The following is a 25,766-nucleotide window of genomic DNA, read 5'->3' as shown; positions in this document are numbered from 1 at the left end:
GGACGTCGGGTTCAGCGGCCGTGGTCCGGGTCGGCCGGGGCGCCCTCGATGACCATCGGGGACCCGCCGTCGTCCGGCTCCCGACGGCCGGCCGGTGCCGGCCCGCCGATGACGACGACCGACGGCGTCATCCGGGCACTGCCCGCCCGGACCGCACGGGAGGCCGCGCGGCGGGCCAGCGCGCGGCGCACCGGCGGCACGAGCAGCACGAGGGCGGCGAGCGTGGAGAGCATGCCCGGAATCACCAGGAGCACCCCGGCGAGCGCGACGTACATCCCGTCGGCCACCTGCGCCTCGGCCGGGCGCCGGTTCTGCACGGCCCGGCCGAGCTCGGTCAGCGAGCGCCGGCCCTCGTGCCGCAGGGCCCAGGCGCCGACCACCGCGGAGAGGATCAGCAGGCCCAGCAGCCCCAGGAACCCGACCGCCTGGCCCACCAGGACCAGGACCCAGATCTCGACGGCGACGTAGGCCAGGAACGCGAGGAGCAACAGCACGGGGGACCTCCAGGGTCGATCTCACCCGGTCCAACGCGCGGGACCGCCGGAAAGTGCCCGGACCCGCCGTCGGGAACCTCCCCGGAACGGACGAACGGGCCGCTCGTCACGGAAGAAGGTGACGAACGGCCCGCTCGTACGGCTCGCGCCGCTACCGCTTCTGCACCGACACCAGGTGCGCGACGTCGCGCCACGGCTCGAGGCGGACGAAGTTCGTCTGGCCCCAGTCGAACACCTGGCCCGAGACCTCGTCGAACGCTCCGAAGCGGGCGAACGGGTCGAGACCGAGCGCCTCCATGTCCAGGCGCAGCGTGCCCTGCTCGGCGCCGAACGGGTTCAGCGTGACCACGCCGATCACGGTGTCGCCGGTGATCGGGTCGGTCTTCGACCAGGCCAGCAGCGCGTCGTTGTCGGTCTCGTGGAAGCGCAGCGTCCGCAGCTGCCGCACCGCCGGGTGGGCCCGGCGGATCTCGTTGAGCCGCGTGATCCACGGCTGCAGGCTGCGGCCCTCGGCGAGTGCGCGGTCGAAGTCCCGGGGCCGGAGCTGGTACTTCTCCGAGTCCAGGTACTCCTCGCTGCCCGCCTTGGCCGGCTGCCACTCGAACAGCTCGAAGCCCGCGTACACCCCCCACGACGGCGCCAGCATCGACGCCAGCGTCGCCCGGATCGCGAACATGCCGGGCCCGCCGGTCTGCAGCGACTCGTGGAGGATGTCCGGGGTGTTGACGAAGCAGTTCGGCCGGGCCTCGTCGATGCGGTCACGGTGCATCTCGAAGAACTCGCGCAGCTCGTCGCGGCCGGTCCGCCACGTGAAGTACGTGTAGGACTGGCTGAACCCGGCCTTGGCCAGGCCGAACAGCCGCGCCGGGCGGGTGAACGCCTCGGCCAGGAAGACCACGCCCGGGTCGACCTCGTGGACCTTGGCGATCAGCCAGGACCAGAAGTCGGCGGGCTTGGTGTGCGGGTTGTCCACGCGGAACACCCGCACGCCGTGGGCGAGCCAGTAGAGGACCACCCGCAGCGACTCGGCGTAGATGCCGTCCGGGTCGGTGTCGAAGTTGACCGGGTAGATGTCCTGGTACTTCTTCGGCGGGTTCTCGGCGTACGCGATCGTCCCGTCCGGGCGCACCGTGAACCACTCCGGGTGGGTCGCGGCCCACGGGTGGTCGGGCGCGCACTGCAGGGCGAAGTCGAGCGCGACCTCGAGGCCCAGCTCGTGCGCCCGCGCGACGAACGCGTCGAAGTCGTCGATCGTGCCCAGCTGCGGGTGGACCGCGTCGTGCCCGCCGTCCGCGGAGCCGATCGCCCAGGGCGACCCCACGTCGTCCGGGCCGGGGGTGAGCGTGTTGTTCGGGCCCTTGCGGTTGACCGTGCCGATCGGGTGGATCGGCGGCAGGTAGACCACGTCGAAGCCCATGGCGGCGGCGCGCTCGAGCTCGGAGCGGGCGGTGGCGAACGTGCCGTGGACCGGGCGGCCCTCGTCGTCCCAGCCACCGGTGGAGCGAGGGAAGAACTCGTACCAGGCACCGTCGAGGGCCCGCGGGCGCTCGACGAGCACGTGGTGGTCGGCGCCGCGGGTGATCAGCTCGCGGACCGGGCGCTCGGTCATCGTCCGCTGCACCGGCTCGGAGAGGGCCTTCGCCAGGCGCTCCACCAGCGGGCGCTCCGTGTCGCGCAGGGACGCGGCGGCCTCGCGCAGCTCCGCGGCGAACGTGACCGACGGCGGCATCTCCAGCGGCGTGGTGGCCTCGGACGCCGGCTGGTGACCGACCTCGTCGACGGCGGTGCGGTCCTCGATCTGCGCGGCGGCGCGGTCGAGCACGCGGGCGCCGGACTCCAGGTCGTTGGCGAGCTCGCCCGGGCCCTGACCGGCCGCGACCTTCACCTCGACGGCGTGCCGCCAGGTGGCCCACGGGTCGCTCCACGCGTCGACCCGGAAGCGCCACAGGCCCTCCGCGTCGGCGACCAGGCTGCCGGCGGCGCGGTCGGTGTCCTTGCCCAGGCTCGCCATGCGCGCAGTGCGCTCGTGCCCGACGACGGGCGCGGTCGCCACCGCCTCGGCGTCCGCGTGGTCGACGTCGGCGCAGCGCTGCCAGACCAGCGTCGCGGCGATCGCGTCGTGACCTTCGCGCCAGACCGAGGCGGTCACCGGGACGACCTCGCCGACGACGGCCTTCGACGGGAACCGCCCGCCCGACACCTCGGGGGTCACCTCGTCGATGCCGAGCCGGCCCTGCGCGAGGCGGGCGCGTTCGGCGGCGAGGTCGCCGGTGGTGGGGGTCCGCGTGGGCGCCGGCGCGGGGACGGGGTCGGCCTGCGCGAGCGCCGGGCCGACGGTCGCGGCGGGCGCCTCGTCGGGGGTGGGCTCCGGGTCGGTCTCGGCCGCGGTGGGCGTGACGACCTCGGGCTCCTCGGCGGCGGGGGTGTCCTCGATGGGGTCGGCCGCCTCGGAGGTGTCGGAGGTGTCGGAGGTGTCGGAGGTGTCGGCCTCGCCGAGTGCGACGTCCGGCAGCTCGGCGGGCTCCGGGACCTGCGTGGTGTGACTCTCGGCGGGCCCGCCCTGATCCACCGGGGCCCACTCGGCGTCGGCCACCGGCTCGTCCGCGGAGGCAGCAGCGCCGGACGCCGGAGCGCCGGAGGCGGCAGCGCCACCCAGGGCGGCGCCGGAGGCGACGGCGCCCAGGGCGAGCCCGGACCCGTCGGCCGCGGGAGTGGTGACGGGTTGGTCGTCGAGGGGCTCGTCGGCGGCGTCGCGGCGGCCGAGGTCGAGTCCGGACCCGTCGGCGGCGGGGGAGGTGACGGGTTGGTCGTCGAGGGGCTCGTCGGCGGCGTCGCGGCGGCCGAGGTCGAGCCCGGTGCCGTCGGCGGCCGGGGAGGTGACCGGCTCGTCGTCGAGGGGGGCGGGCACGGTCGGCGAGGTCAGCGGGTCGTCGGACGGGCCCACGGCGGGAGAGGCCGACGGGGCGTCGGTGCGCGCGTGGCGACCGGGGACGCCGAAGGGAGGCGCCCCGTGCTCGGTGGTCGGCCGATCGGCGGGCGACGAACTCATGTCCGTCGCCCTACCCGAACCGTCCGGTTTCGATGCGCTCGGCTCGGTGGGACGCCGGGTGAGCGCGGTGGGCGCCTCGTCGGCGTCGGGCCCGGCCTGCGGGACCACCGGATGGCGCCACGGCGGGACGACGGCCCGGAAGCCGCCGGTGCGGGTGGAGCGCGACCACGCGGGCGCGGCGGGGGACCCGGGGTGCGCGGTCGCCGGCACCGGCGTGGAGGGGACGGTCGGACCGCCGGCGATCGAGGCCTCGAGGGACCCGCCGTCGTGACCCCGTCGGAGCCGGTCGACGGTGGCCGACCGGCCGGGCGCCGGGATCGGGCCGGACGGCGTGCCGGGGTCGACCGGGGCGTCCGGGGGCGGCGGCGGGCCGAGCTCGACCTCGCCCGCCGAGCCCCAGGGCCGGCGGGTGGGCGACGGGTGCTCGCGCGGGTCGTAGCGCGGCGGGAGGTCCTCGGCGGCGGCCGCGCCGTCGGAGCCGGTGCGGGGCCCCTCGGCCGGCACCGACCCGGCGTCGGGAACGGGGAACTCGCCGGTACGTCGACCGGTGACGATCGCCCGGAACCGCCCGCTCCAGGGCTCGCTGCGGCGGGGTGGCGCCGCGTCCTCCTGCGCCTCGGTGGGCAGGTCGAGCCTGCCGGTCCCGGCCTCGTCGTCAGCACCCTCGGACCGTCGTCCGGACGGCCACCATCTCCCCAGCACGCTCACGCGACGCAGCGTAGCCAGCGAATCGATCCAGCCGCGACGGGCGATGACGGCGCGTCCGGAGGTCTTGCCTAGGCTCCACCCCGTGAGAGCACTGCGTCGTTTCTCCGTCCGCGCCCAGTTGCCGGCCGCGCTCGCGCCCCTCCAGGACCTCGCGACGAACCTGCGCTGGACCTGGCACGGTCCGACGCAGGACCTGTTCGCGGCGGTCGACGAGGCGGCCTGGCGCTCGACCGGCGGCGACCCCGTGCGTCTGCTCGGCGAGGTGGGCCCGGCCCGGCTGGCCGAGCTCGCCGCGGACGACCGCTTCGTCGAGCGGGTCCGCGAGGTCTCCGAGGACCTGCGGACCTACCTGAGCGAGCCGCGCTGGTACCAGGGCCGTCAGGACCTGCCCGCCGGCATCGGCTACTTCTCGATGGAGTTCGGCGTCTCCGAGGTGCTGCCGAACTACTCCGGCGGCCTCGGCATCCTCGCCGGGGACCACCTCAAGGCGGCCTCGGACCTCGGCGTGCCGCTGATCGCGGTGGGCCTGCTCTACCGCTCCGGCTACTTCCGGCAGTCGCTCTCGCTCGACGGCTGGCAGCAGGAGCAGTACCCGTCGCTCGACCCGCAGGGCCTGCCGCTGCACCTGCTCACCGGCTCCGACGGTGCGCCGCTGCTGGTGCACGTCGCCCTGCCCGAGGGCCGGGTGCTGCGGGCGCGCATCTGGGTCGCGTCGGTCGGGCGCGTGCCGCTGCTGCTGCTCGACGCCGACATCGAGGACAACGACGCCGACCTGCGCCACATCACCGACCGGCTCTACGGCGGCGACTCCGAGCACCGCATCCGGCAGGAGATCCTCGTCGGGATCGGCGGGGTGCGCGCGGTCCGCGCCTACTGCGGGGTCACCGGGCACGCGGCGCCGGAGGTCTTCCACACCAACGAGGGCCACGCGGGCTTCCTCGGCCTGGAGCGCATGCGCGAGCTGGTCACGACGGCGGGTCTCGACGTCGACCAGGCCCTCGCGGCCGTCCGCGCCGGCACCGTGTTCACCACGCACACGCCGGTGCCCGCGGGCATCGACCGGTTCCCGATCGGCCTCGTCGAGCACTACTTCTCCGCCGACCTGGTGCCCGGCATCCCCACCGACCGGGTGCTCGCGCTCGGCCGCGAGCCCGACCCGGACATGTTCAACATGGCGCACATGGGGCTGCGCCTGGCCCAGCGCTCGAACGGCGTCTCGCAGCTGCACGGCGAGGTCTCCCGCGGCATGTTCTCGTCGCTGTGGGGCGGGTTCGACGCGCCGGAGGTGCCGATCGGCTCGGTCACCAACGGCGTGCACGGCCCCACCTGGACCGCGCGCGAGATGGTCGGCCTGACGGCGGGTGCGGCGGCCGCGGGTGCGGGGCCCGAGCTGTTCGGGGTGTCCGACTCGCTGCTCTGGGAGGTCCGCGGCACGCTGCGGGCCCGCCTGGTGTCCGAGGTCCGGCGGCGGGTCCGCGCGTCCTGGCTCGACCGCGGCGCCTCGGAGCCCGAGCTCGGCTGGACCGAGCGCGTGTTCGACCCGAACGTCCTCACCATCGGCTTCGCGCGCCGGGTGCCGACCTACAAGCGGCTCACCCTGATGCTGCGCGACCAGGAGCGGCTGCGGTCGATGCTGCTCGACCCGGAGCGCCCGGTGCAGCTCGTGATCGCCGGGAAGTCGCACCCCGCCGACGACTCCGGCAAGCGGCTCATCCAGGAGATGGTCCGGTTCGCCGACGACCCTGCCGTCCGGCACCGGATCGTCTTCCTGCCCGACTACGACATGTCGATGGCCCGGTACCTCTACTGGGGCTGCGACGTGTGGCTGAACAACCCGCTGCGTCCGCTGGAGGCGTGCGGGACCTCGGGCATGAAGTCGGCGCTCAACGGCGGGCTCAACCTGTCCGTGCGCGACGGCTGGTGGGACGAGCTCTACGACGGCCGCAACGGCTGGGCGATCCCGACCGCCGACGGCGTCGACGACCCCGACCGCCGCGACGACATCGAGGCCGCGGCGCTGTACGACCTGATGTCCACGCAGGTCGCGCCGCTGTTCTACGACCGCGGCGCCGACGGCGTCCCGGACCGCTGGACCGCTCTCGTGCGGCACACCCTCGCGACCCTCTCGCCGAAGGTGCAGGCCTCGCGGATGGTCACCGACTACGTCACCGACTGGTACACGCCCGCGGCCCGTGCCGCCCGCCGCGTGGCCGCCGACGCGTTCGCCGGCGCCAAGGAACTCGCCGAGTTCCGGGCCCGCCTGGACGCCGCGTGGCCGTCGGTGCGCGTGGCGGAGGTCGACGTCTCCGGCGCGGCCGACACCCCGGTGCTGGGCGCGCCGATGACCGTCCGCGCGACGGTGGACCTGGGTGGCCTCTCCGCCTCGGACGTGCTGGTGCAGGCGGTCGTGGGCCGGGCCGACGAGTCCGACGAGCTCTCCGGGGCGGTCGTGTCGCCGATGGCGACGGTCGGCTCGGCGGGGGACACGCAGACCTTCGAGGCGACGGTGGCGCTCCCGCACGCGGGCGTGCTCGGCTACACCGTCCGCGTCCTGCCGGCGCACGAGCTGCTCGCGTCCCCGGTCGAGCTGGGCAAGGTCGTCCTCCCGGCGTAGGTCCCCTTCCCGACGGCGGGTCCCGGCGCTGGTCGGGCCCGTCGTCAACCCGGTCGCCTGCTCGCCGCGGCCCACCGACACGGCGAAGTCAGTGGCACGGTGCTGCCGCAGGTGCGCGCGGTGCCACTGACATCGGTCGCCGGCCAGGAACTGGGAGCCGATGCGGGCCGGTGTGCGTCGGTTCCCGTGTGAGGACCAGTCAGGTCGGCGCCGCTGCGCTGCGGGCGCAGATGCGCGACCAGGACGGCGTGGCGACCGTCGAGCAGGCGAAGCAGGCGGGCTACACGCGGGCGGCGATCGCCGGCAAGATCCGCCGCGGCGAGTGGGAGCGCCCTGCGCACGGCGTGCTGCGCACGACCGACCACCCGTTGACGCCCCGGGCACGCATCCGGATCGCGATGCTGTCCCTCGGCGCGGACGCCACGCTCGTCGGCCGGTCCGCCGCCTACTGGTGGCGCATGGTGGACGTGGCTCCGACCGAGGTGGAGATCGCCGTCGCCCAGCGGAACCAACCGCGTCCGCGGCCCGGGGTGACGGTGGTCCGACGGGCCGTGCCTGCTGGGGATCGCGTGGCCGTCGACGGGCTGTTCGTCACCAAGCGTGCCGCCACCGTCCTCGCCGCCGTGGCCGCCCTGGGGCTGATCGCCGGGGCGAAGCTCATGGACCGGGTCCTGCAGAAGGGGCTGGTGACTCTCGACGCGCTCCAGGAGGTGCACGGTCGCAGCCGGCGTCGTTACGGGGCCGCCGTCTGCACCGCGCTGCTCGCCCTGGCCGCGGGAGGCGCACGGTCGGAGGCCGAACGGATGGCCCATCGAGCCCTGCGGCGCGCCGGCATCACGGGGTGGGTCGCCGATCACCGCGTCGTGCTCCCACGGCACGGACCCGCCCTGCTCGACCTCGCCTTCGTCGACCGACGGATCCTCGTCGAGGTCGACGGGTGGGCCTACCACCGCGACCTGCGCGCCTTCCTGCACGACTCCGACCGGCAGAACGCGCTCGTGCTCGCCGGCTGGGTGGTGATCCGCACGAACTGGCACGAGCTCAAGGAACGCCCCGAGAAGTTCGTGCTCACGGTCCGCGAAGCGCTGGCCGAGCGCGCTCGCCCCTGACGTCAGTGGCACCACGCGCACGTGTCGCTGCACGGCGCCACTCACTACGGTGGACCGCGCCTACACCGAGCGGAACACCAGGAACGTGTGCGGCGGGACCGTCACCGACGCACCCGCGGGCAGCGGCTCCACCGACGACGGCGTGCCGTCCGGGGTCCCGGAGGTCAGCGCCGGCGTCCACGCGGTGTCGCCCAGCCACCCCGGCAGCTCGATGTCGACGTCCCCACCCCCGGCGTGCAGCACCAGCAGCACCGACGACGCCGAGCGCACGCGCACGACCAGCGTCTCGCGGTGGTGGCCCCAGTCCTCGGCGCCGAGCTCGCGGGAGGTCTCGGAGAGCCACACGATGTCCGGGACCTCGCCGTCGGGCAGGTCGGAGTGGCCGTAGAAGAAGTCGCCGCGGCGAAGCTCGGAGACCTCGCGGCGCAGCGCGAACACGCGGGCGGTGAAGTCGGCGAGCGACCCGAGGCCGGACCAGTCCCGCCACGAGGTCTCGTCGTCGAGGCAGTAGGCGTTGTTGTTGCCGTGCTGGGTGTGCCCGAGCTCGTCGCCGCCGAGGAGCATCGGGGTGCCCGCGGAGAGGCCCAGCGTGGTGAGCAGGTTCCGCACCTGGCGCTCCCGCACCGCCCGCACCCCCGGGTCGTCGGTCGGTCCCTCCACCCCGCCGTTCCAGGAGCGGTTGTCGTCGGTGCCGTCGCGGTTGTCCTCGCCGTTGGCCTCGTTGTGCTTGTGGTCGTAGGAGACCAGGTCGGCCAGGGTGAAGCCGTCGTGCGCCGTCACGAAGTTCACCGAGGCCGCCGGACCACGGCGCGGCCAGTAGATGTCCGACGAGCCGGCCAGGCGCGTCACGATCTCCGAGACCGGGCCGTGGCCGCGCCAGAAGTCGCGCACCCCGTCGCGGTAGCGCCCGTTCCACTCCGCCCACGGGCACCCGAAGCCGCCGACCTGGTAGCCCTCGCCGGTCGCGTCCCACGGCTCGGCGACCAGCTTCACGCCGGACAGCACGTCGTCCGCGGCCATCGCGGCCAGCAACGGTGCGTCGCGCGAGAACCCGGACCCGCCGGGCCGACCCAGCGTCGACGCCAGGTCGAACCGGAACCCGTCGACGCCCATCTCGGTCACCCAGTACCGCAGGCAGTCCAGGACGAGGGCCTCGACCAGCGGCGAGCCGGCGTCGAAGGTGTTGCCGCAGCCGGTGAAGTCGATGTCGCGGCCCTCGGGACCGAGCTGGTACCAGGACGGCGCGTCCAGCCCGCGCCACGACAGCGACGGCCCGTCCACCCCGCCCTCGCACGAGTGGTTGAACACCACGTCGAGCACCAGCTCCAGCCCCGCGGCGTGGAGGGCGTCGACCATCGCCCGGAACTCGGCGATCTCCTGTCCCCGCACGGACGCGTAGCGCGGTTCCGGTGCGAGGTAGGCCAGCGTCGAGTAGCCCCAGTGGTTGCGCGCCCCGCGCGCCATCAGCGACGGCTCCGGGGCGTTCGCGAACACCGGCAGCAGCTCGACGGTCGTCACCCCGAGCCGCGTGAGGTGCTCGACGACCGCGGGGTGCGCCACCCCCGCGAACGTCCCCCGCAGGTCGGCGGGCACCTCGGGGTGGCGCATCGTGAGGTCGCGCACGTGGGTCTCGTAGACGACCGTGTCCCGCCACGGCACGCCCGGACGATCCTTCCCGACGGCGGGTGCGGGCTCCGGCACCAGCGCGTAGGGGACCGAGCCGGCCGAGTCGGTCGTCGACGCGGACGTCGAGAAGGCGTCGTCGTCGGCGTAGGGCAGGGCGGCGGCCAGCGAGGTGAAGCGGCCGTCGACGCGGCGTGCCCACGGGTCCACGAGCAGCTTCGCGGGGTTGGTGCGCAGGCCCTTCGCGGGGGACCACGGCCCGTGGACCCGCAGGCCGTAGCCGGTGCCGGGCGCCACGTCCGGGACCTGCCCGCGCCACCAGCCGTCGTCGTCGGGAACGAGCTCCACCCGCCGTCCGGACTCCCACGTGCCGTCCAGCAGGCACACCTCGACGGCCTCGGCGGTGGTGGTGGCGGGGACGGCGACGGAGAGCGTGCCGCTCCCGTCGAGTCGGACGCCCCGCTCTGCTCCTGCGCGCATGAGGGGCGATCGTGCCCGAACAGGACCCGTCCCCAGCCATGTTCGCCCGGATCGGATCGGAGAGGATGGCCACTGTGAGCGCCGCCCCGTTCCCTGCCACCGACGACCGCCCGCACGCCGACGAGATCGTGCGCCTGCGCGGGGTCTCGGTGCGCCGCAACGGGAACACGCTGGTCACGGGGATCGACTGGACCGTCGAGGTCGACGAGCGCTGGGTGGTGATCGGCCCGAACGGCGCCGGCAAGACCACGCTGCTGCGCCTGGCCGCCGCGGAGATGCACCCCACCGTGGGCACCGTGGACCTGCTCGGCGAGCGCATGGGCCGGGTGAACGTGTTCGAGCTGCGGGAACGGATCGGGCTGGCGTCGGCCGCGCTGTCCGGCCGGGTGCCGTCCGACGAGACGGTGCGCGACGTGGTCCGCAGCGCCGGCTACGGCGTGCTCGGGACGTGGCGGGAGTCGTACGAGGAGGTCGACGACGGGCGCGCGGAGGCGATGCTCGAGGTGCTCGGCGCCCTGCCGCTCGCCGACCGGACCTTCGGCACGCTCTCGTCCGGCGAGCGGCAGCGCACCATGCTGGCCCGGGCCCTGATGACCGACCCGGAGCTGCTGCTGCTCGACGAGCCGGCGTCCGGGCTCGACCTCGGCGGCCGGGAGGACCTGGTGGCCGGGCTGACCGCGCTGGCCGCCGACCCGGACGGTCCGACGATGGTGATGGTCACCCACCACGTCGAGGAGATCCCGCCCGGCTTCACGCACGGGATGCTGCTGCGCGAGGGTGGGATCGTCGCGCAGGGCCTGCTCGACGACGTGATGACCTCGGAGAACCTGTCGGCCGCGTTCGACCAGCCGCTGGAGCTGCTGAGCCGGCGCGGTCGGTTCACCGCCTACCGGCGCTAGTCTCCGGCGGAACTCGATCAAAGGAGCTGTGACGTGACGGAGTTCGTGCGCCTCGAGGTCGAGGGCGGCATCGGCACCATCCGCCTGGACCGCCCGCCGATGAACGCGGTGAACCGGCAGGTCAACGTCGAGCTGGCGCAGGTCGCCTCCGAGGCGGCCCAGCGCGAGGACGTGCGCGCCGTGATCGTCTACGGCGGCGAGAAGGTCCTCGCGGCCGGCGCGGACGTCAAGGAGATGGCCGACCTCACCTACGCCCAGATGGCGGCCCGCTCGCGCGAGCTCTCGCACGGCTTCGGCGCGGTCTCCGAGATCCCGAAGCCCACGGTGTGCGCGCTGACCGGCTACGCGCTCGGCGGAGGGTTCGAGATCGCGCTCTCGTGCGACCGGCGGATCGCGGGCGACAACGCCACCGTCGGCCTGCCGGAGATCCTGCTCGGCATCATCCCGGGCGGCGGCGGGACGCAGCGTCTCGCGCGGCTGATCGGCCCCGCGAAGGCCAAGGACCTGATCTTCTCCGGGCGCTTCGTGAAGATGCCGGAGGCGCTGGAGCTGGGGATCGTCGACGAGGTCGTCGCGCCGGACGAGGTCTACACCCGGGCGCGGGCGTGGGCCGAGCAGTTCGCCAACGGCCCGACGCGCGCGCTCGCGGCGGCCAAGAACGCGATCGACCGCGGGCTCGGCATGGACCTGCGCGACGGGCTGGACTTCGAGTCCGAGGTCTTCGCCGCGCTGTTCGGCACCGAGGACCAGGTCATCGGCATGCGCAGCTTCGTCGAGAACGGGCCCGGCAAGGCCCAGTTCCTGGGCCGCTGATGGCGCCCACCCAGGCCGAGGTGGACGCGGCCTTCGACGACCCCAAGCTTGCCAACGTCCTGTACCACGACTGGGAGGCGGGCACGTACGACGAGAAGTGGTCGATCTCGTACGACGAGCGCTGCATCTCGTTCGCGGTGGGCCGCTTCCGGGCCGTCGCGGGTGATGCCGGCCCGTTCGAGCACGCCCTCGAGATCGGCTCCGGCACCGGCTTCTTCCTGCTCAACCTCATGCAGGGCGGGATCGCGACGAAGGGCACCGTCACCGACCTGTCCCCGGGCATGGTCGAGGTGGCCGTGCGGAACGCGCAGGGCCTCGGGCTGGACGTCGACGGCAAGGTCGCCGACGCGGAGACGATCCCGATGCCGGACGACTCCGTCGACCTCGTCGTCGGGCACGCCGTCCTGCACCACATCCCGGACCTCGACCGGGCCTTCCGCGAGATCCTCCGCGTGCTCAGGCCGGGCGGGCGGTTCGTGTTCGCGGGGGAGCCGACCACGATCGGCGACCTGTACGCCCGCAAGCTCGGTCAGGCGACCTGGTGGGCCACGACCACCCTGACGAAGCTGGGCCCGCTGCAGGGCTGGCGGCGGCCGCAGGCGGAGCTGGACGAGTCGTCGCGGGCGGCGGCGCTGGAGGCGGTCGTCGACCAGCACACGTTCTCCCCGGAGCGTCTGGAGCGGTTCGCGCTCGCGGCCGGTGCGGTCGACGTGCGGTGCGTGACCGAGGAGTTCGCCGCGGCGCTGTTCGGCTGGCCGGTGCGGACCTTCGAGGCGGCCGTCCCGCCGGAGAAGCTCGGGTTCCCCTGGGCGATGTTCGCCTACCGGTCCTGGCAGCGGCTCTCGTGGCTCGACGAGCACGTGCTCTCGCGGGTCGTCCCGCGCGGGCTGTTCTACAACGCCCTGGTCACCGGGGTGAAGCCGGCGCCGCCCGTCTCCCTCTGACGTGCCGTTCGCGTTCTCCGTCCCCGACGTCGGGTTCCTGACGTCGGGTGCGGGGCGCGCGGCGCTGGCGTCCTTCGTCCCCACCGGGGACCCGCTCCGCGACGTCGCCACGGCCCGGCGACTGATCGGCGACGAGCACGCCGCCTCGCTGCTGGAGACGGCACTGCTCCGGGGACGCGCTCTCGACCGGTTCCCGGACGGCTGGTTCTGGACCTCCGACGCGCTCGAGCAGGCGACCGCCGTGCCCGTGGCCGACCACCGGGCGCGGCGGCTCGCGGCGGTCGCCGACGGCCGCGTGGTGCACGACGTGACGTGCTCGGTGGGCGTCGAGGTCGCCGCGCTGTCGGGGGTGCTGGACCGCGTGGTGGGCTCCGATCTCGACCCGGTGCGCCTGGCGATGGCGCGCGCGAACGTGCCGGCCGCGTGGCTCGTGCGGGCGGACGCTCTCGCACCCGTGACCCGGGACTCGGTGGTCGTGGCCGACCCGGCGCGGCGGACGTCCTCGGGACGCCGCGTCCGGCGCCCCGAGGAGATGACCCCGCCGCTGGGCTCGTTGCCGGGCCCGGACCTCGTCGTGTCGACCGCCCCCGGCCTGGACTTCACCCTCGTGCCGTGGGCGCGGGAGGTCGAGCTGGTGTCGCTGGACGGTCGCGTGCGGGAGGCGGCGCTGTGGTCGGCCGGGCTGGTTCCCGACGACGGCCCGCGCCGGCGGGCGACGGTGCTGCTCTCGGCCGGCCCCGGCTACGAGGTCACCGATCTCGACGACGACACCTGCCCCGTGACCGACGTCGATCAGTGGCTGGTCGACCCCGACGGCGCGGTCGTCCGCGCCGGACTGGTGCGCCACTACGCCGCCCGGCACGGCCTCGCCCAGCTCGACCCGCACCTGGCCTACCTGACCGGACCGCACCCGCCGTCGGGAACGAGGGCGTTCCGCGTGCTGGAGCACGGGCCCTACAGCGAGAAGGCCCTCCGGCAGACGCTGCGCCGTCGGGAGGTGGGGCGGGTCGAGATCCTGGTGCGCGGGCTCGACGTCGACCCGGACCGCCTCCGGCCGAGGCTCAAGCTGGCCGGGCCGCACGCGGCGACCGTCGTGCTCGCCCGGGTGGGACGGGGCGCGCACGCCTCCGTGTGCGAAGCCGTGACAACGTCAGGTTCACAGCGCTAGGCTCCGTGCTGTGAACCAGGAGTTGTCAGTCGCCGACCCCGGTCCGAAGCCGGATGACCGCGGGAACGAGCAGCGCCGCCGGCACGAGGCCCTCGCGGCGGTCCACGCGGCGCTGGAGGACGAGGCGGCGGTGCGGGCGCGGGCCGCCGCCCGGACCGTCGCCGCCGCCGAGACCGCGGCGTGGCTCGGGGCGAGCCTGGCCGACCTGGCGACGGTCACCGGGCACTCGCGGCAGGCCGCCCGCAAGCGGTGGCCGACCCTCGGGCCGATCGCGCGGCGCCGCCGCTGGGTCGGCTACCACGTCGAGGACGTCCTCTGGGCCGCCGACCTGGCCGCCCGCGCGTTCCCGACGACGGGGGTGGCCGAGCAGGCGGCCCTGGTGCGGCGGGCCCTCGACGCCGGTGACGAGGAGGAGCCCACCGCCCGGTGGCGGGCCCTCGACACCCTCGTCGACCGGGACCTGCGGGCCGTGGCCGCGCTCGACCCGGCCGGGCTGGACGAGGACGCCGAGTTCGCCCGCCACGGCTGCACGGGCGTCGTCGGCTACTACGACGTGAGCACCGGGGAACAGTGACCGTCAGGCGGTCAGCCGCCGGCGCAGCTCCGCCCGGATGAAGGTCGCGTCCGCGTCCAGCGCCACGTCGACCGGTCGACCCAGCTCCACGGCCTCCGACCCGCGCATGTCGCCGATCGTCGCGCCGCGGCCGGGACCGGACGAGGTGTCGACGTCCACCGGCATCGGCATCGTCCGCACCGTTCCCGGGACGATCGCCTCGAGGACCGCGACCGCGTCGTGCACCGGGATCGCCGGCGTGCCGAAGCGGGCCGCGTACACCGCGAGGTAGGCGTCCCGGGTGGACGACAGCGCGGCGCCGAGCGGCGAGGCCTGCGCGAGGTCGTCCAGCCAGGCGTCGGAGAGGGTGACCCGCATCGTCAGGTCGAGGGGGACGAGCGTCGTCGGGACCCGTGAGCCCGCCAGGACCCGTCGTGCTGCCTCGGGGTCGCCCCACACGTTGAACTCGGCGGCCGCGGTGACGTTCCCGCCGTAGGCGATCGACCCGCCCATCAGCACGAACCGGCCGATCCTCGACTCCAGGTCGGGCCGGGCGGACAGGAGCGTCGCGACGTTCGTGTACGGCCCGATGGCGGCGATCGTCACCGGCTCGGTCGCGGCCTCCAGCACCGAGATCATCAGCTCGACGGCCCGCCGCGGCGACTCCTCCACCGGCGGGCCGAAGTCGAGCGACTTCCCGCCCAGCCCGTCGTCGCCGTGGACGTCGTCGGCGCGACGGTCGAGCAGGTGCACCAGCGGCCGGTCCGCGCCGCGGCCGACGGGTACGTCCGGCCGCCCGAACGTGCCGAGCAGACGGCGTGCGTTCTCGGTGGTCTGCTCGACCCCGACGTTGCCGTGCACGGTCGTGACGGCCAGCAGGTCGACCTCCGGGGCCCGGGCCGCGACGGCGAGGGCGAACGCGTCGTCGACGCCGGGGTCGGTGTCGATGATCAGCGGAGCCATGCAGGGTTCTCCAGGATGTAGTCGCGGATCTCGTCGAGCGTGGGCAGTGCGGGTTGGGCACCGGCCCGGGTGGTGGTGAGGGCGCCCGCGAGGCAGGCCCGGCGCAGGGCGGCGTCGTCGGGGCCGCCCTCGGCCAACGACAGCGCGAGCGCGGCGGTGAAGGCGTCCCCTGCTGCGGTGCCGTCGACGGCGTCGACCGGCGGTGGTTCGGCCGAGGCGGTCGCACGGCCCCGGCGGTACAGCGTCGCTCCCGCCGACCCGTGGGTGACGGCGACGGCGGGGAGTGCGTCGAGGTCGGCGGTGCGGCCGAGGATGGCGTGCTCGTCGTCGTTGACCGAGAGCAGGTCGACGGTCCTCAGCACCTCCGCCGGGACCTCCCTCGCCGGGGCCGCGTTGAGGACGGTGAAGCCGGGCGCGGCCATCGCGGCGGCGACGGCGTCGTCGGGGACCTCGAGGACGGTCATGACGACGTCCGTGCCCCAGCTGTCGGAGAACGACACGAGGCCGTTCGCGCCGGTGTCGATGACGATCGTGGTCTCGCCGTCGTCGTCGACCTGGATCATCGCGGTGCCGGTCGGGGCGTCGACCGCCGTCACCGCCGAGAGCTCGACGCCCTCGGCGCGCAGCAGCGCCAGGGCCTCGTCCGCCAGTGGGTCGGCGCCCACCGCTCCGACCAGCCGCACCGTCGCGCCGAGCCGCGCGCACGCGAGCGCCTGGTTGGCGCCCTTCCCGCCGGGGTGGCGCGTGACGCCGTGGGCCGTCAACGTCTCGCCGGGGGAGGGCAGGCGGGCCACACGGGCGACGAGATCCAGGTTCACGCTGCCGACGACGGTCACCGAGGTCACCGCCACATCCTCCCCAGTACCCTCGGCCGGTGGGCAGTTGGGCGACCCGGGACGACCCGGAACAGGCGCGCCTCGTCTCCCTGGCGACGCTGCGTTGGATCGTGCGCCACCGGGCCTGGACCCCCTGGTACCTGGTCCGTTACTGGCGGATCCTGAAGGTGCGCGTCCGCCAGCCGCACATCGTGCTGCGCGGCATGGTGTTCCTCGGCAAGGACGTCGCGCTGGAGTGCCGGCCGGGGCTGGGCCGGCTCGAGATCGGGCGGTTCACCCACATCGGCGACCGGACGAAGGTCCGGTGCCACGAGGGGTCGCTGCGCATCGGCGACAAGGCCGTGTTCGGCGCCGACAACACGATCAACTGCTATCTCGACGTCGAGTTCGGCGACTCCACCCTGCTCGCCGACTGGATCTACGTCACCGACTTCGACCACCGCTACGAGGACATCCACGTCCCGATCAAGGACCAGGGCATCGTCAAGTCCCCGGTGCGCATCGGCCCGGAGACGTGGATCGGGACGAAGGTGTCAGTGCTGCGCGGGGCGACGGTCGGGAAGGGCTGCGTGCTGGGCGCGCACGCCGTGGTGAAGGGGATCGTCCCGGACTACGCGGTGGCCGTCGGGGCGCCTGCGCGGGTCGTCCGCGACCGGGTCGCCGACTACGAAGCCGCGGCCGCCGAGCGGGCCGCCCTCGCCGACATCGCGCGCAAGACCGCGCGGGCCGCCGCGGAGGCGGCCCAGGAGTGACGAGAGGACCCTCATGGGGCCGGGCCACGCGGTCGCAGCCCCATGAGGGTCCTCTCGTCCGCTCAGGTCCGCCCGAACACGTTGCCGCCCGGGATCTTCGGGCGGCCCAACTCGACGTATTCGCGACGGCGGGTGGCGCGGTAGAGCGCGACCGTGTCCGCGGCGATCGTCGGCCAGGCGAAGTCCGTGTCCAGGCGCTCGCGGGCCGCGTCGGCCCGCCGTCGGGACGCAGCGGGGTCGTCGAGGGCGGCGATCACGGCCGTCGCGCAGCCGGCGACGTCGCCCGGGTCGAATGAGAGCCCGGTGACCCCGTCGAGGACGACCTCGCCGAGCCCGCCGGCCCGCGACGCCACGAGGGGCGCGCCCGCCGCCGCGGCCTCCAGCGCGACGATGCCGAAGGGCTCGTAGCGAGACGGCAGGACGACCGCGGACGCCGAGCCCAGGAGCCGGGTGAGCGACGCGTCGTCGACGTGGCCCAGCATGACGACGGCCCGCCGCACCCGGGCCTCGCGCGCCCGCGCCGCGAGCCACCCCGCGTGCGAGCCGGACCCGGCGATCATCAGCCTCGTGCCGGGGTGCGCCCGCCGGATCGCGGGGAGCGCCGCGATGACGTCCTGGATGCCCTTCTCCCACTCCAGCCGACCGAACGTGACCAGCGTCGGCGCTCCCGCGGCGGGCGCCGTGACCCCGGACCAGCCGCGCGCGTCGATTCCGTTGTGCAGCACGGTGATCCCGGCCGGGTCGATCTCGAACAGGTCCGCGACCTCGGTCCGCATCGCCTGCGAGCACGTGATGACGGCGTCCGCGGCGTTCGTGAGCCACCACTCCGCGGAGTGCACCTGCTGGTTCAGCGTCTGCGAGAGCCAGCCGCCGTGCCGGCCGGCCTCGGTGGCGTGGATCGTCGCGACGAGCGGGGCGTCGGCGAGCTCGCGCAGGGTGATCGCGGCGGGGGCGACGAGCCAGTCGTGGGCGTGGACCACCTCGGGGTGCCAGTCGCGCAGCAGCCTCGTGGCCGCGCGTACCAGGGCATGATTCATCGCGAGGGTCCACGCGACGAGGTCCCGGACGAACTCCAGGTGCGGCGGGTCCTCGGCGACCCGCAGCACCCGGACGCCGTCGACGACCGTGTCCGTGGTCGGGTGGGTCGAGGCGTCCGTGCCGGTGGGCTGACGGGTCAGGACGACGACGTCGTGGCCCTGCGCCGCGAGGTGCGTCGCGAGCGCGCCGACGTGCCGACCGAGCCCCCCGACGACGACCGGCGGGTACTCCCAGGAGACCAGCAGCACCTTCATGCGTGCGCCAGCGCTCGGGAGCGGGCGTGCACCAGGTGGCGCGCGTCCAGGTGGCCGAACAGGTCGTCCTGCACGGCGAAGTCCGCCGCCCGCCGGGCGGCGTCGGCGTGCCGGCCCGCGGGCAGCAGGTCGGTCAGCTCGCGCACCCGGTCACGGTGCTCCGCGGCGCGACGGCGCGCGTAGTGGGCGGCCGAGTCCTTCGTGACCATGAACGCCCAGTCGCTGCAGAGCGCCAGCGCGGCCTGCACGGCGAGGGTGTCGAGCGTCGCGTCGCGGCCGGTCGGGCGGGACACGCCGTCGACGGCCGCGAGCAGGCGGGTGGCGACGTCGGTGTTGTCGGCGACCATGTCGGCCACCGCCGCTCCGTCCCAGACCCGCCAGTCCTTGCCCGACCCCCACGACGACGGCGGGAGCACCACCGGCTCCTCGACGTGCCCGGCCTCGACCGCACCCCGCAGCGTCGTCACGTGCACCCCGGCCTCGGGCAGCGCGGTCAGCACGGCCTCCAGGAACGCCGGCCCCTCGTGCCACCAGTGGCCGTAGAGCTCGGTGTCGTAGGCGGCGACGACGAGCCCGGGCCGTCCGCGGCGTTGCCGCACCTGCCGCAGGCGGGCGACGACCGTCTCCACGAAGTCGGCCGCGTCCTTCGCGACGGCGGCCGCGGCCCGGTCCGGGTCGTACGGCGCCTTCTGGGCGACCCGCTTCCCGGTGACGCGGAACGGCTTGAAACCCGAGGCGTGGTCGAAGGTGTGGAAGTCGCGGTAGTCCGGGCCGCCGGGGTAGCCGGCGCGCGGGGACCACACCCGGTAGGTGACCTCCAGGTCGCGGCCGAACGCGACGACGTCCGACCCGTCGACCGGGTGCGCCGCGGCGGTGTCACCGTGCAGGGCGGGGCCGTCGACCAGGAACCGCGCCACCCCGGACGCGGCGTACTCGCGCTCCATCCCGGGCGCGTAGCCGCACTCCGGCGCCCAGATGCCCTCCGGTCGGGCGCCGAGCCGGCGCGCGGTGTCGCGCAACCCGCCGTCGAGCAGGAAGCGCCGGACCCGCCCGGGGAGCAGCGGGCCGAACGGGTGCGTCAGGGGGCCGCCGAGGAGTTCGACGACGCCCGCGTCGGCGAGGCCCCGGAACACCGGCGACCCACCGTGGCGCCAGGTCCGCTCGAAGGTGTCCAGGGCCTGCGCGGCCGCCCGGTGCTCGCGGGTGGCCACCTCCGGCAGGCGCGCGTGCGTCGTGTGCGCCCGCAGCTGCCAGTCGGCGAGCCAGGAGTGCATCGCGCGCAGCGTGTACGGGTGGTCGAGCTGCGCCGCGAGCACCGGCGTGACGCCGAGGGTCAGGACGTTGCGGTGGCCCCGGTCGGCGAGGCGGTGCAGCACGTCGACGACGGGCAGGTAGGAGTGCGCCCACGCCTGGTAGAGCCAGTCCTCGCCGACCGGCCAGGAACCGTGCCGGGCCAGCCAGGGCAGGTGGGAGTGCAGGACCAGGCAGAACGTGCCCTCCGACCGGCTCATCGCCCTCCTCGTGGTGGTCCGGGCAGGTTACCGCCGGGTAGTCGATCTCTCCCAGGAGGTCGGGAGCTGGAGTGGATCCCCCGATCTCGCTACCGTCGGGCGACCTGCGGCGGAAGGCCCCCGAGATGAAGAAGATCGCCGAACTGCTCGTCTGCTTCCTGCACCCGATCGCGGTGATCCTGGTGTGGCTGAACCTGATCGTGCGGCCCGAACTCAGCGGCACCGCGAAGATCGTGTGGGGCGTCCTCGCGCTCGTCCCGGTCGTGCCGTTCGTCTACGTGCTCACCGGCGGCGAGCTGTGGGAGAAGTCCTCGAAGCCGGCCTGACCGTCGTTCCACCATGGTACCGTCGGATTCCACCATGGAGGAACGATGGCGGCGCTCAACATCAAGAACGACGAGACCTACGCCCTCGCCCGGGAGCTGGCCGACGAGGCGGGCGAGAGCCTGACCGAGGCCGTGACGACGGCCGTCCGGGAGCGGCTCGCCCGGCTGAGGCTGCGCGAGGGTGCCGAGGAGGAGCGTGGTCGTGCGGCCTGGGCGATCGCCCGGGACGCGGCAGCGCGCTGGGGTCCGTACGACCCCGACGAGGACCCGACGGCGTTCCTGTACGACGAGGAGACGGGTCTCCCCCGGTGATCGTCGACTCGTCGGCGATCGTCGCGGTACTCCAGGGGGAGGACGACGCCCGGCTCTATCACGATGCCCTGCTGGCGGCCGGTCGCGGCCGAATGTCGGCGGGCACCTACGTCGAGTGCTCCCTGGTCGTCGACGGGCGTCGGGACCCGGTGCTGAGCCACCAACTCGATCGCTACCTCCGGGGGATGCGGGTGCAGATCGAACCGCTGACGGTCGACCAGGCACGCCTCGCCCGGCAGGCGCACCGCGAGTTCGGACGTGGCTCCGGGCACCCGGCGAAGCTGAACCTCGGCGACTGCTTCGCCTACGCGCTGGCGAAGGACGCCGACGAGCCGCTCTTGTACAAGGGTGACGACTTCGTCCACACCGACGTCAGGCCGGCCGTACCGCGCTGACGACGAGGTCCAGCGAGGCGTCGACGTCGTCGGTGCGCAGGTCGAACTCCTCGACCGTCACCGCGACGACGTCGTCGGTCAGCGCGGCCGGCCACGACGCACCGGAGAGGGCCAGCGCGACCTGCGCGTCCACGATCGACCCGCCGTGGCGCCGGTCCCGCTCGAGCAGTCGCGCCCCGTGGTGCAGCCCGCGCATCGTCACGGCCTCGAACCCGGCCGCCCTGACCATCCCGTCGAGGTCCGGTGCCGCCAGCTCGCGGGTGTGGAACGGGTTGAGCGGGCGGTTGTCGAGGGCGTTGCCGGGGGAGAAGGTGAGCCGGTTCGGCGTCGAGCAGTGCAGCCGCCCGCCGGGGCGCAGCACGCGCGCGCACTCGCGCAGGAACCCCGGCTGGTCCCAGAGGTGCTCGATCACCTGCAGGTTCACGACGACGTCGACGGAGTCATCCGCCAGCGGGAGCGTCTGCAAATCGGCCCGGACGACGTCGAGTCCGTAGCGGCGGCGCACGTGGGCCGCCGCCGCCTCCTCGAGCTCCAGTCCGACCACGCGTGACGCCACCCCGGCCAGCAGCGCCGCGCCGTACCCCTCGCCGACCCCCGCCTCCAGCACGACCGCGTCGCGGCAGTCGTCGAGGAGCGCGAGGTAGACCGCCTCGTGGCGGCGGAACCAGTAGTTCTCCGCCGGGATGCCGGGCACGGTGCGCTCGCCGGTCAGCGGGAGGGTCTCGCTCACGGGGCCATCCTGCTGCCCGTCGCTGTCGGGGGTGTCGGTTAGGTTGGGCTCACCTCAGTCACCTCCGGTGCCCACGCGCGCACCGACCGCGACCCGAGGGGAGGCCCCGGTGACGACGTTGGTCCCACGACCGACCGAGCAGCACCTCCCGCGCACCCGCCGGCCGCTGCTCGTCGTCGGGATCGCGGTGATCGCGCTCCTGGTCGCTGCGGTGCTCTCGGTGGCGGTCGGCGCGGCCCTGCTCACCCCGGCGCAGGTGTGGGCGGGCCTGACCGGGAGCGGCACCGACCAGTCGGTCGCGATCGTGCGCGACCTCCGGATCCCGCGCACGCTGCTCGGCGCCCTGGTCGGGATCGCGCTCGGGATCGCCGGGGCGCTGATGCAGGGCCACACTCGCAACCCGCTGGCCGACCCGGGCCTGCTCGGCGTCAGTGCCGGCGCGGGGTTCCTGCTCGTGATCGCGATCCAGTTCGTCGGCGTCACCAGCCTGTACGGCACGGTGTGGTTCGCCTTCGCCGGCGCGGCCCTCGCGAGCTGCCTGGTGTTCGCGCTCGCCTCCCTCGGCGGCAGCCGCTCGGGCGGCCCGACCCCGGTCACGCTGGCACTGGCCGGTGTCGCGGTGAGCGAGCTGCTCATCGCCACGACCTCCGCGCTGGTGCTGCGCGACACCTCCTCGCTCGACGCCTACCGCTTCTGGTCGGCCGGCGCCCTCGACGACCGTGGCTCGTCCGCCGCGCTGCGGGTCGCCCCCTTCGTCCTCGCCGGGCTCGTCCTCGCCGCCGCCAACGCCCCGGCGCTCAACGTGCTCGCACTCGGCGAGGACACCGCCCGCGGGCTCGGGCGCCACGTGGGCCGGGCCCGCGCCGTCGGCATCGCCGCGATCACCCTGCTCGCCGGGTCTGCGGTCGCGGTCGCCGGGCCGATCTCCTTCGTCGGCCTGGTTGCGCCGCACATCGCGCGGTTCTTCACCGGGCCCGACCACCGGTGGCTGCTGCCCGTCGCCGGCCTCGGCGGGGCGACGCTCGTGCTCGTCGCCGACGTGGTGGGCCGTCTCGTCGTCCGCCCGGGGGAGCTGCAGGTCGGCATCGTGCTGGCCGTCGTCGGCGCCCCGTTCTTCATCGCGCTCGTCCGGCGGCGGAAGTTGGCGCGGCTGTGACCCCGTTCCTGACGACGAGGGCCCGGCGCGGCTTCCGCGCCGGGCCCGTCACCGGCGTGTGGCGTCCGCGTGCGGTCACCGTGGCCGTGGTCGCGCTCGTGGCGCTGCTCGTGGTGTCGGCGGTGAACCTCGGGCGGGGGGACTTCCCGATCCCGGTCACCGAGGTCGTGCGCATCCTGCTGGGTGGCGGCGACTCGGCCGACGCCTACATCGTCACCGAGCTGCGCCTGCCGCGGACGCTGACCGGCATCTTCGTCGGGGCCGCGCTGGGGCTCGCCGGGGCGCTGACCCAGGCCGTCGTCCGGAACCCGCTGGCGAGCCCGGACATCCTCGGCGTCACCGACGGCGCGAGCGTGGCCGCGGTGGCGTCGGTGGTGCTGACCGGCGGGGCCGGGGCCGCCGGGCTGGCGGTGTCCCCGATCGGTACGCCTCTCGCCGCACTCGCGGGCGGGCTGCTCGCCGCCGCGCTGGTGTACGCCCTGGCCTACCGTCGCGGGCTCGACGGGTTCCGGCTGCTGCTGGTCGGGATCGGCGTGAGCTCGGCGTCGGTGTCGCTGACGACGTGGCTGCTCGTCTCGGCGAACGTGCTGCAGGCGGGCCAGGTCCTCACGTGGCTGCGCGGGTCGCTCGCGAGCCGTTCGTGGGAGAACGTGGTCCCGGCCGGCATCGTCGTCGCGATCGGGCTGCCGCTGGCGATCGTGCTCGCCTTCCGTCTGGCTGCGCTCGAGCTCGGCGACGAGGCCGCGCGAGGGCTCGGGGTGCGGGTGGACCGTGCCCGGGCCGGGATCGTCGGTCTCGCCGTCGTGCTGGCCGCCGTCGCGACCGCGTGCGCCGGCCCGATCCGCTTCGTCGCGCTCGTCGTCCCGCAGATCATGCTGCGTCTCTCCGGGGGCTCGCGCCCGCCCGTGGTCGCCTCCGCCCTGGGCGGTGGGCTGCTCGTCGTCACCGCCGACCTGGTCGCACGCACCGTGCTCGGGGAGGCCGTGCCCGTGGGGGTCGTGACGGTCGTCGTCGGCGCCCCCTACCTGCTCTACCTGCTCGTGCGCCGGACCCGGAGGAGGACCGTGTGAGTTCCGACGTGACCGATGCCGCGCGCACGCGGCTGCGGGCCGAGGGCCTCAAGATCGGGTACGACGACGAGCTCGTGGTCGGGGGAGGGGACGGCGGCGGTCTCGACCTCGACGTCGTCGAGAACACCGTGACCGCCGTGATCGGCCCGAACGGGTGCGGGAAGTCGACGCTGCTCCGCGCCATGGCCCGCCTGCTCGCCCCGCGGCACGGGCACGTGCTGCTCGACGGTGAGCGGATCGACCGCATGCCGTCCCGGCAGGTCGCGACGGTGCTCGGCGTGCTGCCGCAGGACCCGGTCGCGCCGGAGGGACTCGTCGTCGCGGACCTCGTCGCGCGCGGCCGTCACCCCCACCAGCGGTGGTTCCGGCAGTGGAGTCCGGACGACGAGGCCGTCGTCGCCGAGGCACTGGCCTGGACCGGCACCGGCGAGTTCGCCGACCGGCCGCTGGAGACGCTCTCCGGCGGCCAGCGCCAGCGCGTCTGGATCTCGATGGCGCTCGCCCAGGGCACGGACGTCCTGCTGCTCGACGAGCCGACGACGTTCCTCGACCTCGCCCACCAGGTCGACGTGCTCGACCTCGTCGAGCGCCTGCACCGCGAGCGCGGGCGGACGGTGGTGATGGTGCTGCACGACCTCAACCTCGCCGCCCGTTACGCCGACCGGCTCGTGGCGATGCGCGACGGCCGGATCGTGGTTTCCGGGACCCCGGCGGAGGTGCTGACCGAGTCGACGATGCGGGAGGTGTTCGGGCTCGAGGCGAAGGTCGTCGAGGACCCGGTGAGCGGTTCGCCGCTGGTCCTGCCGATCGGTCGGCGGCATCGCCACGATCGTGACGTTACGGACAGTTGACCTTCGGTAGTTCTTAGGTGAGCCTCACCTACCGAATTGCCATCGTCGTCCGTTCGGAGCCGTCCTGATGCCTGTCCGCCGTCTGCGATCCGTCGCAGCGCTCGTCCTCGGCCTCGTCGCCGCCCTCCTGCTCTCGGCCTGCGGCGGGGAGTCCTCGCAGCCGGCCCCGTCGGCCGCCCCGTCGCCCGGCTTCCCGGTGACCATCAAGCACAAGTTCGGCGAGACGACGATCCCGACCAAGCCGCTGCGCGTCGTGACGGTGGGCTACAACGACGTCGACTTCGCGCTCGCGCTCGGCGTCGTCCCGGTCGGGCAGCGCGAGAACCTGGGCTCGTTCGACGCCGCGAACCGGCCGTGGGCCCAGCAGGCCCTGAACGGGGCGCGGCCGGAGCTCGTCGGGAGCAACCAGCTCGACGTCGAGAAGATCGCCTCGCTGCGCCCTGACCTGATCCTGGGCGTCTACTCCTACATGGAGCGTCCGGACTACGACGCGCTCTCGCGCATCGCGCCGACCGTCGCGGATCCGCAGGACAACGTGGCCGTGCCGTGGCAGGAGCAGACGCGCATTACCGGGCAGGCACTCGGGGAGTCGGGGCGGGCCGAGCAGGCGATCGCGGGCGTCGAGCAGAAGTTCGCGGACGCGAAGGCCGCCAACCCGCAGTTCGCCGGGAAGACGATCGCGGTCGACCTGACGGCGGCGGGGGAGACCAACTCCCTGGGCGCCGACGACCTCCGCACCCAGGTGTTCGCCGGCCTCGGCTTCGCCGTCCCGCCGGTGACGCAGTCGCTGTCCACCGAGCAGCTCGGCGAGCTGAACAAGGACGCGCTCGCCGTCTTCGGTGCGGACGAGGCCACGACCCGCGCGATCCCGACGTTCAACTCGCTGCCCGTGGTGGCGCAGAACCGCGTCGCCTTCCTCGGCACCGAGACCTCGCTGTTCGCCGGCGCGGTCGGATTCTCCAGCCCGCTGTCGCTGCCGGTGGCGATCGACGCGATGGTGCGCCCGCTGGCGCAGGCGGTCCGGTAGGTCGCGTCCCCGGGCCCCACTGCAAGCAATGCGTCACTGCTTGCACTGGACGCCAGGAAGGCCACATCGTCGGCGACCGCTCCGCCGAGAA

23 protein-coding genes are annotated in these 25,766 nt (G+C 74.4%); 15 read left to right on the top strand and 8 right to left on the bottom strand.

Annotated features, from left to right (window positions below):
* Positions 1-11: 11 nt before the first annotated feature.
* Complete coding sequence (locus tag QRT03_RS13765) at positions 12-494, bottom strand: FxsA family protein (protein WP_286053437.1); 483 nt, start codon at positions 492-494, stop codon at positions 12-14.
* Positions 495-645: 151 nt separating this feature from the next.
* Complete coding sequence (locus QRT03_RS13760) at positions 646-2,715, bottom strand: alpha-1,4-glucan--maltose-1-phosphate maltosyltransferase (protein WP_286054362.1); 2,070 nt, start codon at positions 2,713-2,715, stop codon at positions 646-648.
* A gap of 1,618 nt (positions 2,716-4,333) precedes the next feature.
* Between QRT03_RS13760 and glgP the strand changes: the two genes are divergently transcribed.
* Both glgP and QRT03_RS13750 read left to right on the top strand, forming a co-directional pair.
* Positions 4,334-6,865, top strand: coding sequence for an alpha-glucan family phosphorylase (gene glgP / locus QRT03_RS13755; protein ID WP_286053436.1), 2,532 nt, complete (start codon positions 4,334-4,336; stop codon positions 6,863-6,865).
* Positions 6,866-7,053: 188 nt separating this feature from the next.
* Complete coding sequence (locus QRT03_RS13750; RefSeq protein ID WP_286053435.1) at positions 7,054-7,974, top strand: type IV toxin-antitoxin system AbiEi family antitoxin domain-containing protein; 921 nt, start codon at positions 7,054-7,056, stop codon at positions 7,972-7,974.
* 60 nt (positions 7,975-8,034) lie between these two features.
* On the opposite strand, the gene glgX is transcribed toward QRT03_RS13750, so the two are convergent.
* Entirely contained in the window at positions 8,035-10,077 is a 2,043-nt protein-coding gene (glgX, locus tag QRT03_RS13745) for a glycogen debranching protein GlgX (protein WP_286053434.1), read from the bottom strand.
* A 65-nt stretch (positions 10,078-10,142) separates the two neighbouring features.
* Here glgX and QRT03_RS13740 point away from each other — a divergent pair, with 65 nt between their 5' ends.
* The 5 genes from QRT03_RS13740 to QRT03_RS13720 are packed head-to-tail and all read left to right on the top strand — an operon-like array spanning position 10,143 to position 14,475.
* Entirely contained in the window at positions 10,143-10,976 is an 834-nt protein-coding gene (locus QRT03_RS13740) for an ABC transporter ATP-binding protein (RefSeq protein ID WP_425604839.1), read from the top strand.
* 33 nt (positions 10,977-11,009) lie between these two features.
* On the top strand, positions 11,010-11,789 hold the full coding sequence (locus QRT03_RS13735) for an enoyl-CoA hydratase/isomerase family protein (protein WP_286053432.1): 780 nt from the start codon (positions 11,010-11,012) through the stop codon (positions 11,787-11,789).
* Positions 11,789-12,733: a class I SAM-dependent methyltransferase gene (locus QRT03_RS13730; RefSeq protein ID WP_286053431.1), complete on the top strand. Its 945-nt coding sequence runs from the start codon at positions 11,789-11,791 to the stop codon at positions 12,731-12,733. Before QRT03_RS13735 ends, QRT03_RS13730 begins: the two co-directional genes overlap by 1 nt.
* Position 12,734: 1 nt before the next feature.
* Positions 12,735-13,901, top strand: a complete 1,167-nt coding sequence (locus QRT03_RS13725; RefSeq protein ID WP_286053430.1) for a class I SAM-dependent methyltransferase — start codon at positions 12,735-12,737, stop codon at positions 13,899-13,901.
* Positions 13,902-13,911: 10 nt separating this feature from the next.
* Complete coding sequence (locus QRT03_RS13720) at positions 13,912-14,475, top strand: hypothetical protein (protein WP_286053429.1); 564 nt, start codon at positions 13,912-13,914, stop codon at positions 14,473-14,475.
* Positions 14,476-14,478: 3 nt separating this feature from the next.
* Here QRT03_RS13720 and QRT03_RS13715 read toward each other — a convergent pair whose 3' ends face one another.
* Positions 14,479-15,417, bottom strand: a complete 939-nt coding sequence (locus tag QRT03_RS13715; protein WP_286053428.1) for a nucleoside hydrolase — start codon at positions 15,415-15,417, stop codon at positions 14,479-14,481.
* The gene (locus QRT03_RS13710) at positions 15,405-16,262 is read right to left on the bottom strand and encodes a ribokinase (RefSeq protein ID WP_286053427.1); all 858 of its coding nucleotides are present in this window, start codon (positions 16,260-16,262) and stop codon (positions 15,405-15,407) included. The genes QRT03_RS13715 and QRT03_RS13710 overlap by 13 nt, the downstream gene beginning before the upstream one ends.
* Before the next feature lie 29 nt (positions 16,263-16,291).
* Between QRT03_RS13710 and QRT03_RS13705 the strand changes: the two genes are divergently transcribed.
* Entirely contained in the window at positions 16,292-17,005 is a 714-nt protein-coding gene (locus QRT03_RS13705) for an acyltransferase (RefSeq protein WP_286053426.1), read from the top strand.
* Positions 17,006-17,067: 62 nt separating this feature from the next.
* Here the strand turns inward: QRT03_RS13705 and QRT03_RS13700 are convergent, their stop codons facing one another.
* Together QRT03_RS13700 and QRT03_RS13695 are read right to left on the bottom strand one after the other, a co-directional pair.
* Positions 17,068-18,297 (bottom strand): glycosyltransferase family 4 protein, encoded by a 1,230-nt coding sequence (locus QRT03_RS13700; RefSeq protein ID WP_286053425.1) that lies wholly within the window; start codon positions 18,295-18,297, stop codon positions 17,068-17,070.
* Positions 18,294-19,808 (bottom strand): 1,4-alpha-glucan branching protein domain-containing protein, encoded by a 1,515-nt coding sequence (locus QRT03_RS13695; RefSeq protein WP_286053424.1) that lies wholly within the window; start codon positions 19,806-19,808, stop codon positions 18,294-18,296. Before QRT03_RS13695 ends, QRT03_RS13700 begins: the two co-directional genes overlap by 4 nt.
* A 71-nt stretch (positions 19,809-19,879) precedes the next feature.
* Here QRT03_RS13695 and QRT03_RS13690 point away from each other — a divergent pair, with 71 nt between their 5' ends.
* The 3 genes from QRT03_RS13690 to QRT03_RS13680 are packed head-to-tail and all read left to right on the top strand — an operon-like array spanning position 19,880 to position 20,841.
* On the top strand, positions 19,880-20,134 hold the full coding sequence (locus tag QRT03_RS13690) for a hypothetical protein (protein WP_286053423.1): 255 nt from the start codon (positions 19,880-19,882) through the stop codon (positions 20,132-20,134).
* A 45-nt stretch (positions 20,135-20,179) separates the two neighbouring features.
* Positions 20,180-20,446: a type II toxin-antitoxin system VapB family antitoxin gene (locus QRT03_RS13685; RefSeq protein WP_286053422.1), complete on the top strand. Its 267-nt coding sequence runs from the start codon at positions 20,180-20,182 to the stop codon at positions 20,444-20,446.
* Positions 20,443-20,841 carry a type II toxin-antitoxin system VapC family toxin gene (locus tag QRT03_RS13680; protein ID WP_286053421.1) on the top strand — a complete coding sequence of 133 codons (399 nt, stop codon included), beginning with the start codon at positions 20,443-20,445 and terminating at the stop codon, positions 20,839-20,841. Before QRT03_RS13685 ends, QRT03_RS13680 begins: the two co-directional genes overlap by 4 nt.
* Here QRT03_RS13680 and QRT03_RS13675 read toward each other — a convergent pair.
* A complete protein-coding gene (locus QRT03_RS13675) occupies positions 20,819-21,571 on the bottom strand; it encodes a class I SAM-dependent methyltransferase (protein WP_286053420.1) in 753 nt (250 codons plus the stop codon). The genes QRT03_RS13680 and QRT03_RS13675 overlap by 23 nt on opposite strands.
* A gap of 109 nt (positions 21,572-21,680) precedes the next feature.
* Here QRT03_RS13675 and QRT03_RS13670 point away from each other — a divergent pair, with 109 nt between their 5' ends.
* From QRT03_RS13670 to QRT03_RS13655, 4 genes are all read left to right on the top strand, one after another.
* On the top strand, positions 21,681-22,727 hold the full coding sequence (locus QRT03_RS13670) for a FecCD family ABC transporter permease (protein ID WP_345783250.1): 1,047 nt from the start codon (positions 21,681-21,683) through the stop codon (positions 22,725-22,727).
* Positions 22,724-23,797 (top strand): FecCD family ABC transporter permease, encoded by a 1,074-nt coding sequence (locus QRT03_RS13665; protein WP_286053419.1) that lies wholly within the window; start codon positions 22,724-22,726, stop codon positions 23,795-23,797. The genes QRT03_RS13670 and QRT03_RS13665 overlap by 4 nt, the downstream gene beginning before the upstream one ends.
* Positions 23,794-24,648: an ABC transporter ATP-binding protein gene (locus QRT03_RS13660; protein WP_286053418.1), complete on the top strand. Its 855-nt coding sequence runs from the start codon at positions 23,794-23,796 to the stop codon at positions 24,646-24,648. Before QRT03_RS13665 ends, QRT03_RS13660 begins: the two co-directional genes overlap by 4 nt.
* 67 nt (positions 24,649-24,715) lie before the next feature.
* Positions 24,716-25,675, top strand: a complete 960-nt coding sequence (locus QRT03_RS13655) for an iron-siderophore ABC transporter substrate-binding protein (RefSeq protein WP_286053417.1) — start codon at positions 24,716-24,718, stop codon at positions 25,673-25,675.
* The last annotated feature ends 91 nt before the right edge of the window (positions 25,676-25,766 follow it).

The sequence above is a fragment of the Actinomycetospora termitidis genome (assembly GCF_030286555.1).
In the GTDB taxonomy this organism is placed as follows: domain Bacteria; phylum Actinomycetota; class Actinomycetes; order Mycobacteriales; family Pseudonocardiaceae; genus Actinomycetospora; species Actinomycetospora termitidis.
This window is presented reverse-complemented; position numbering and strand designations above follow the sequence as displayed.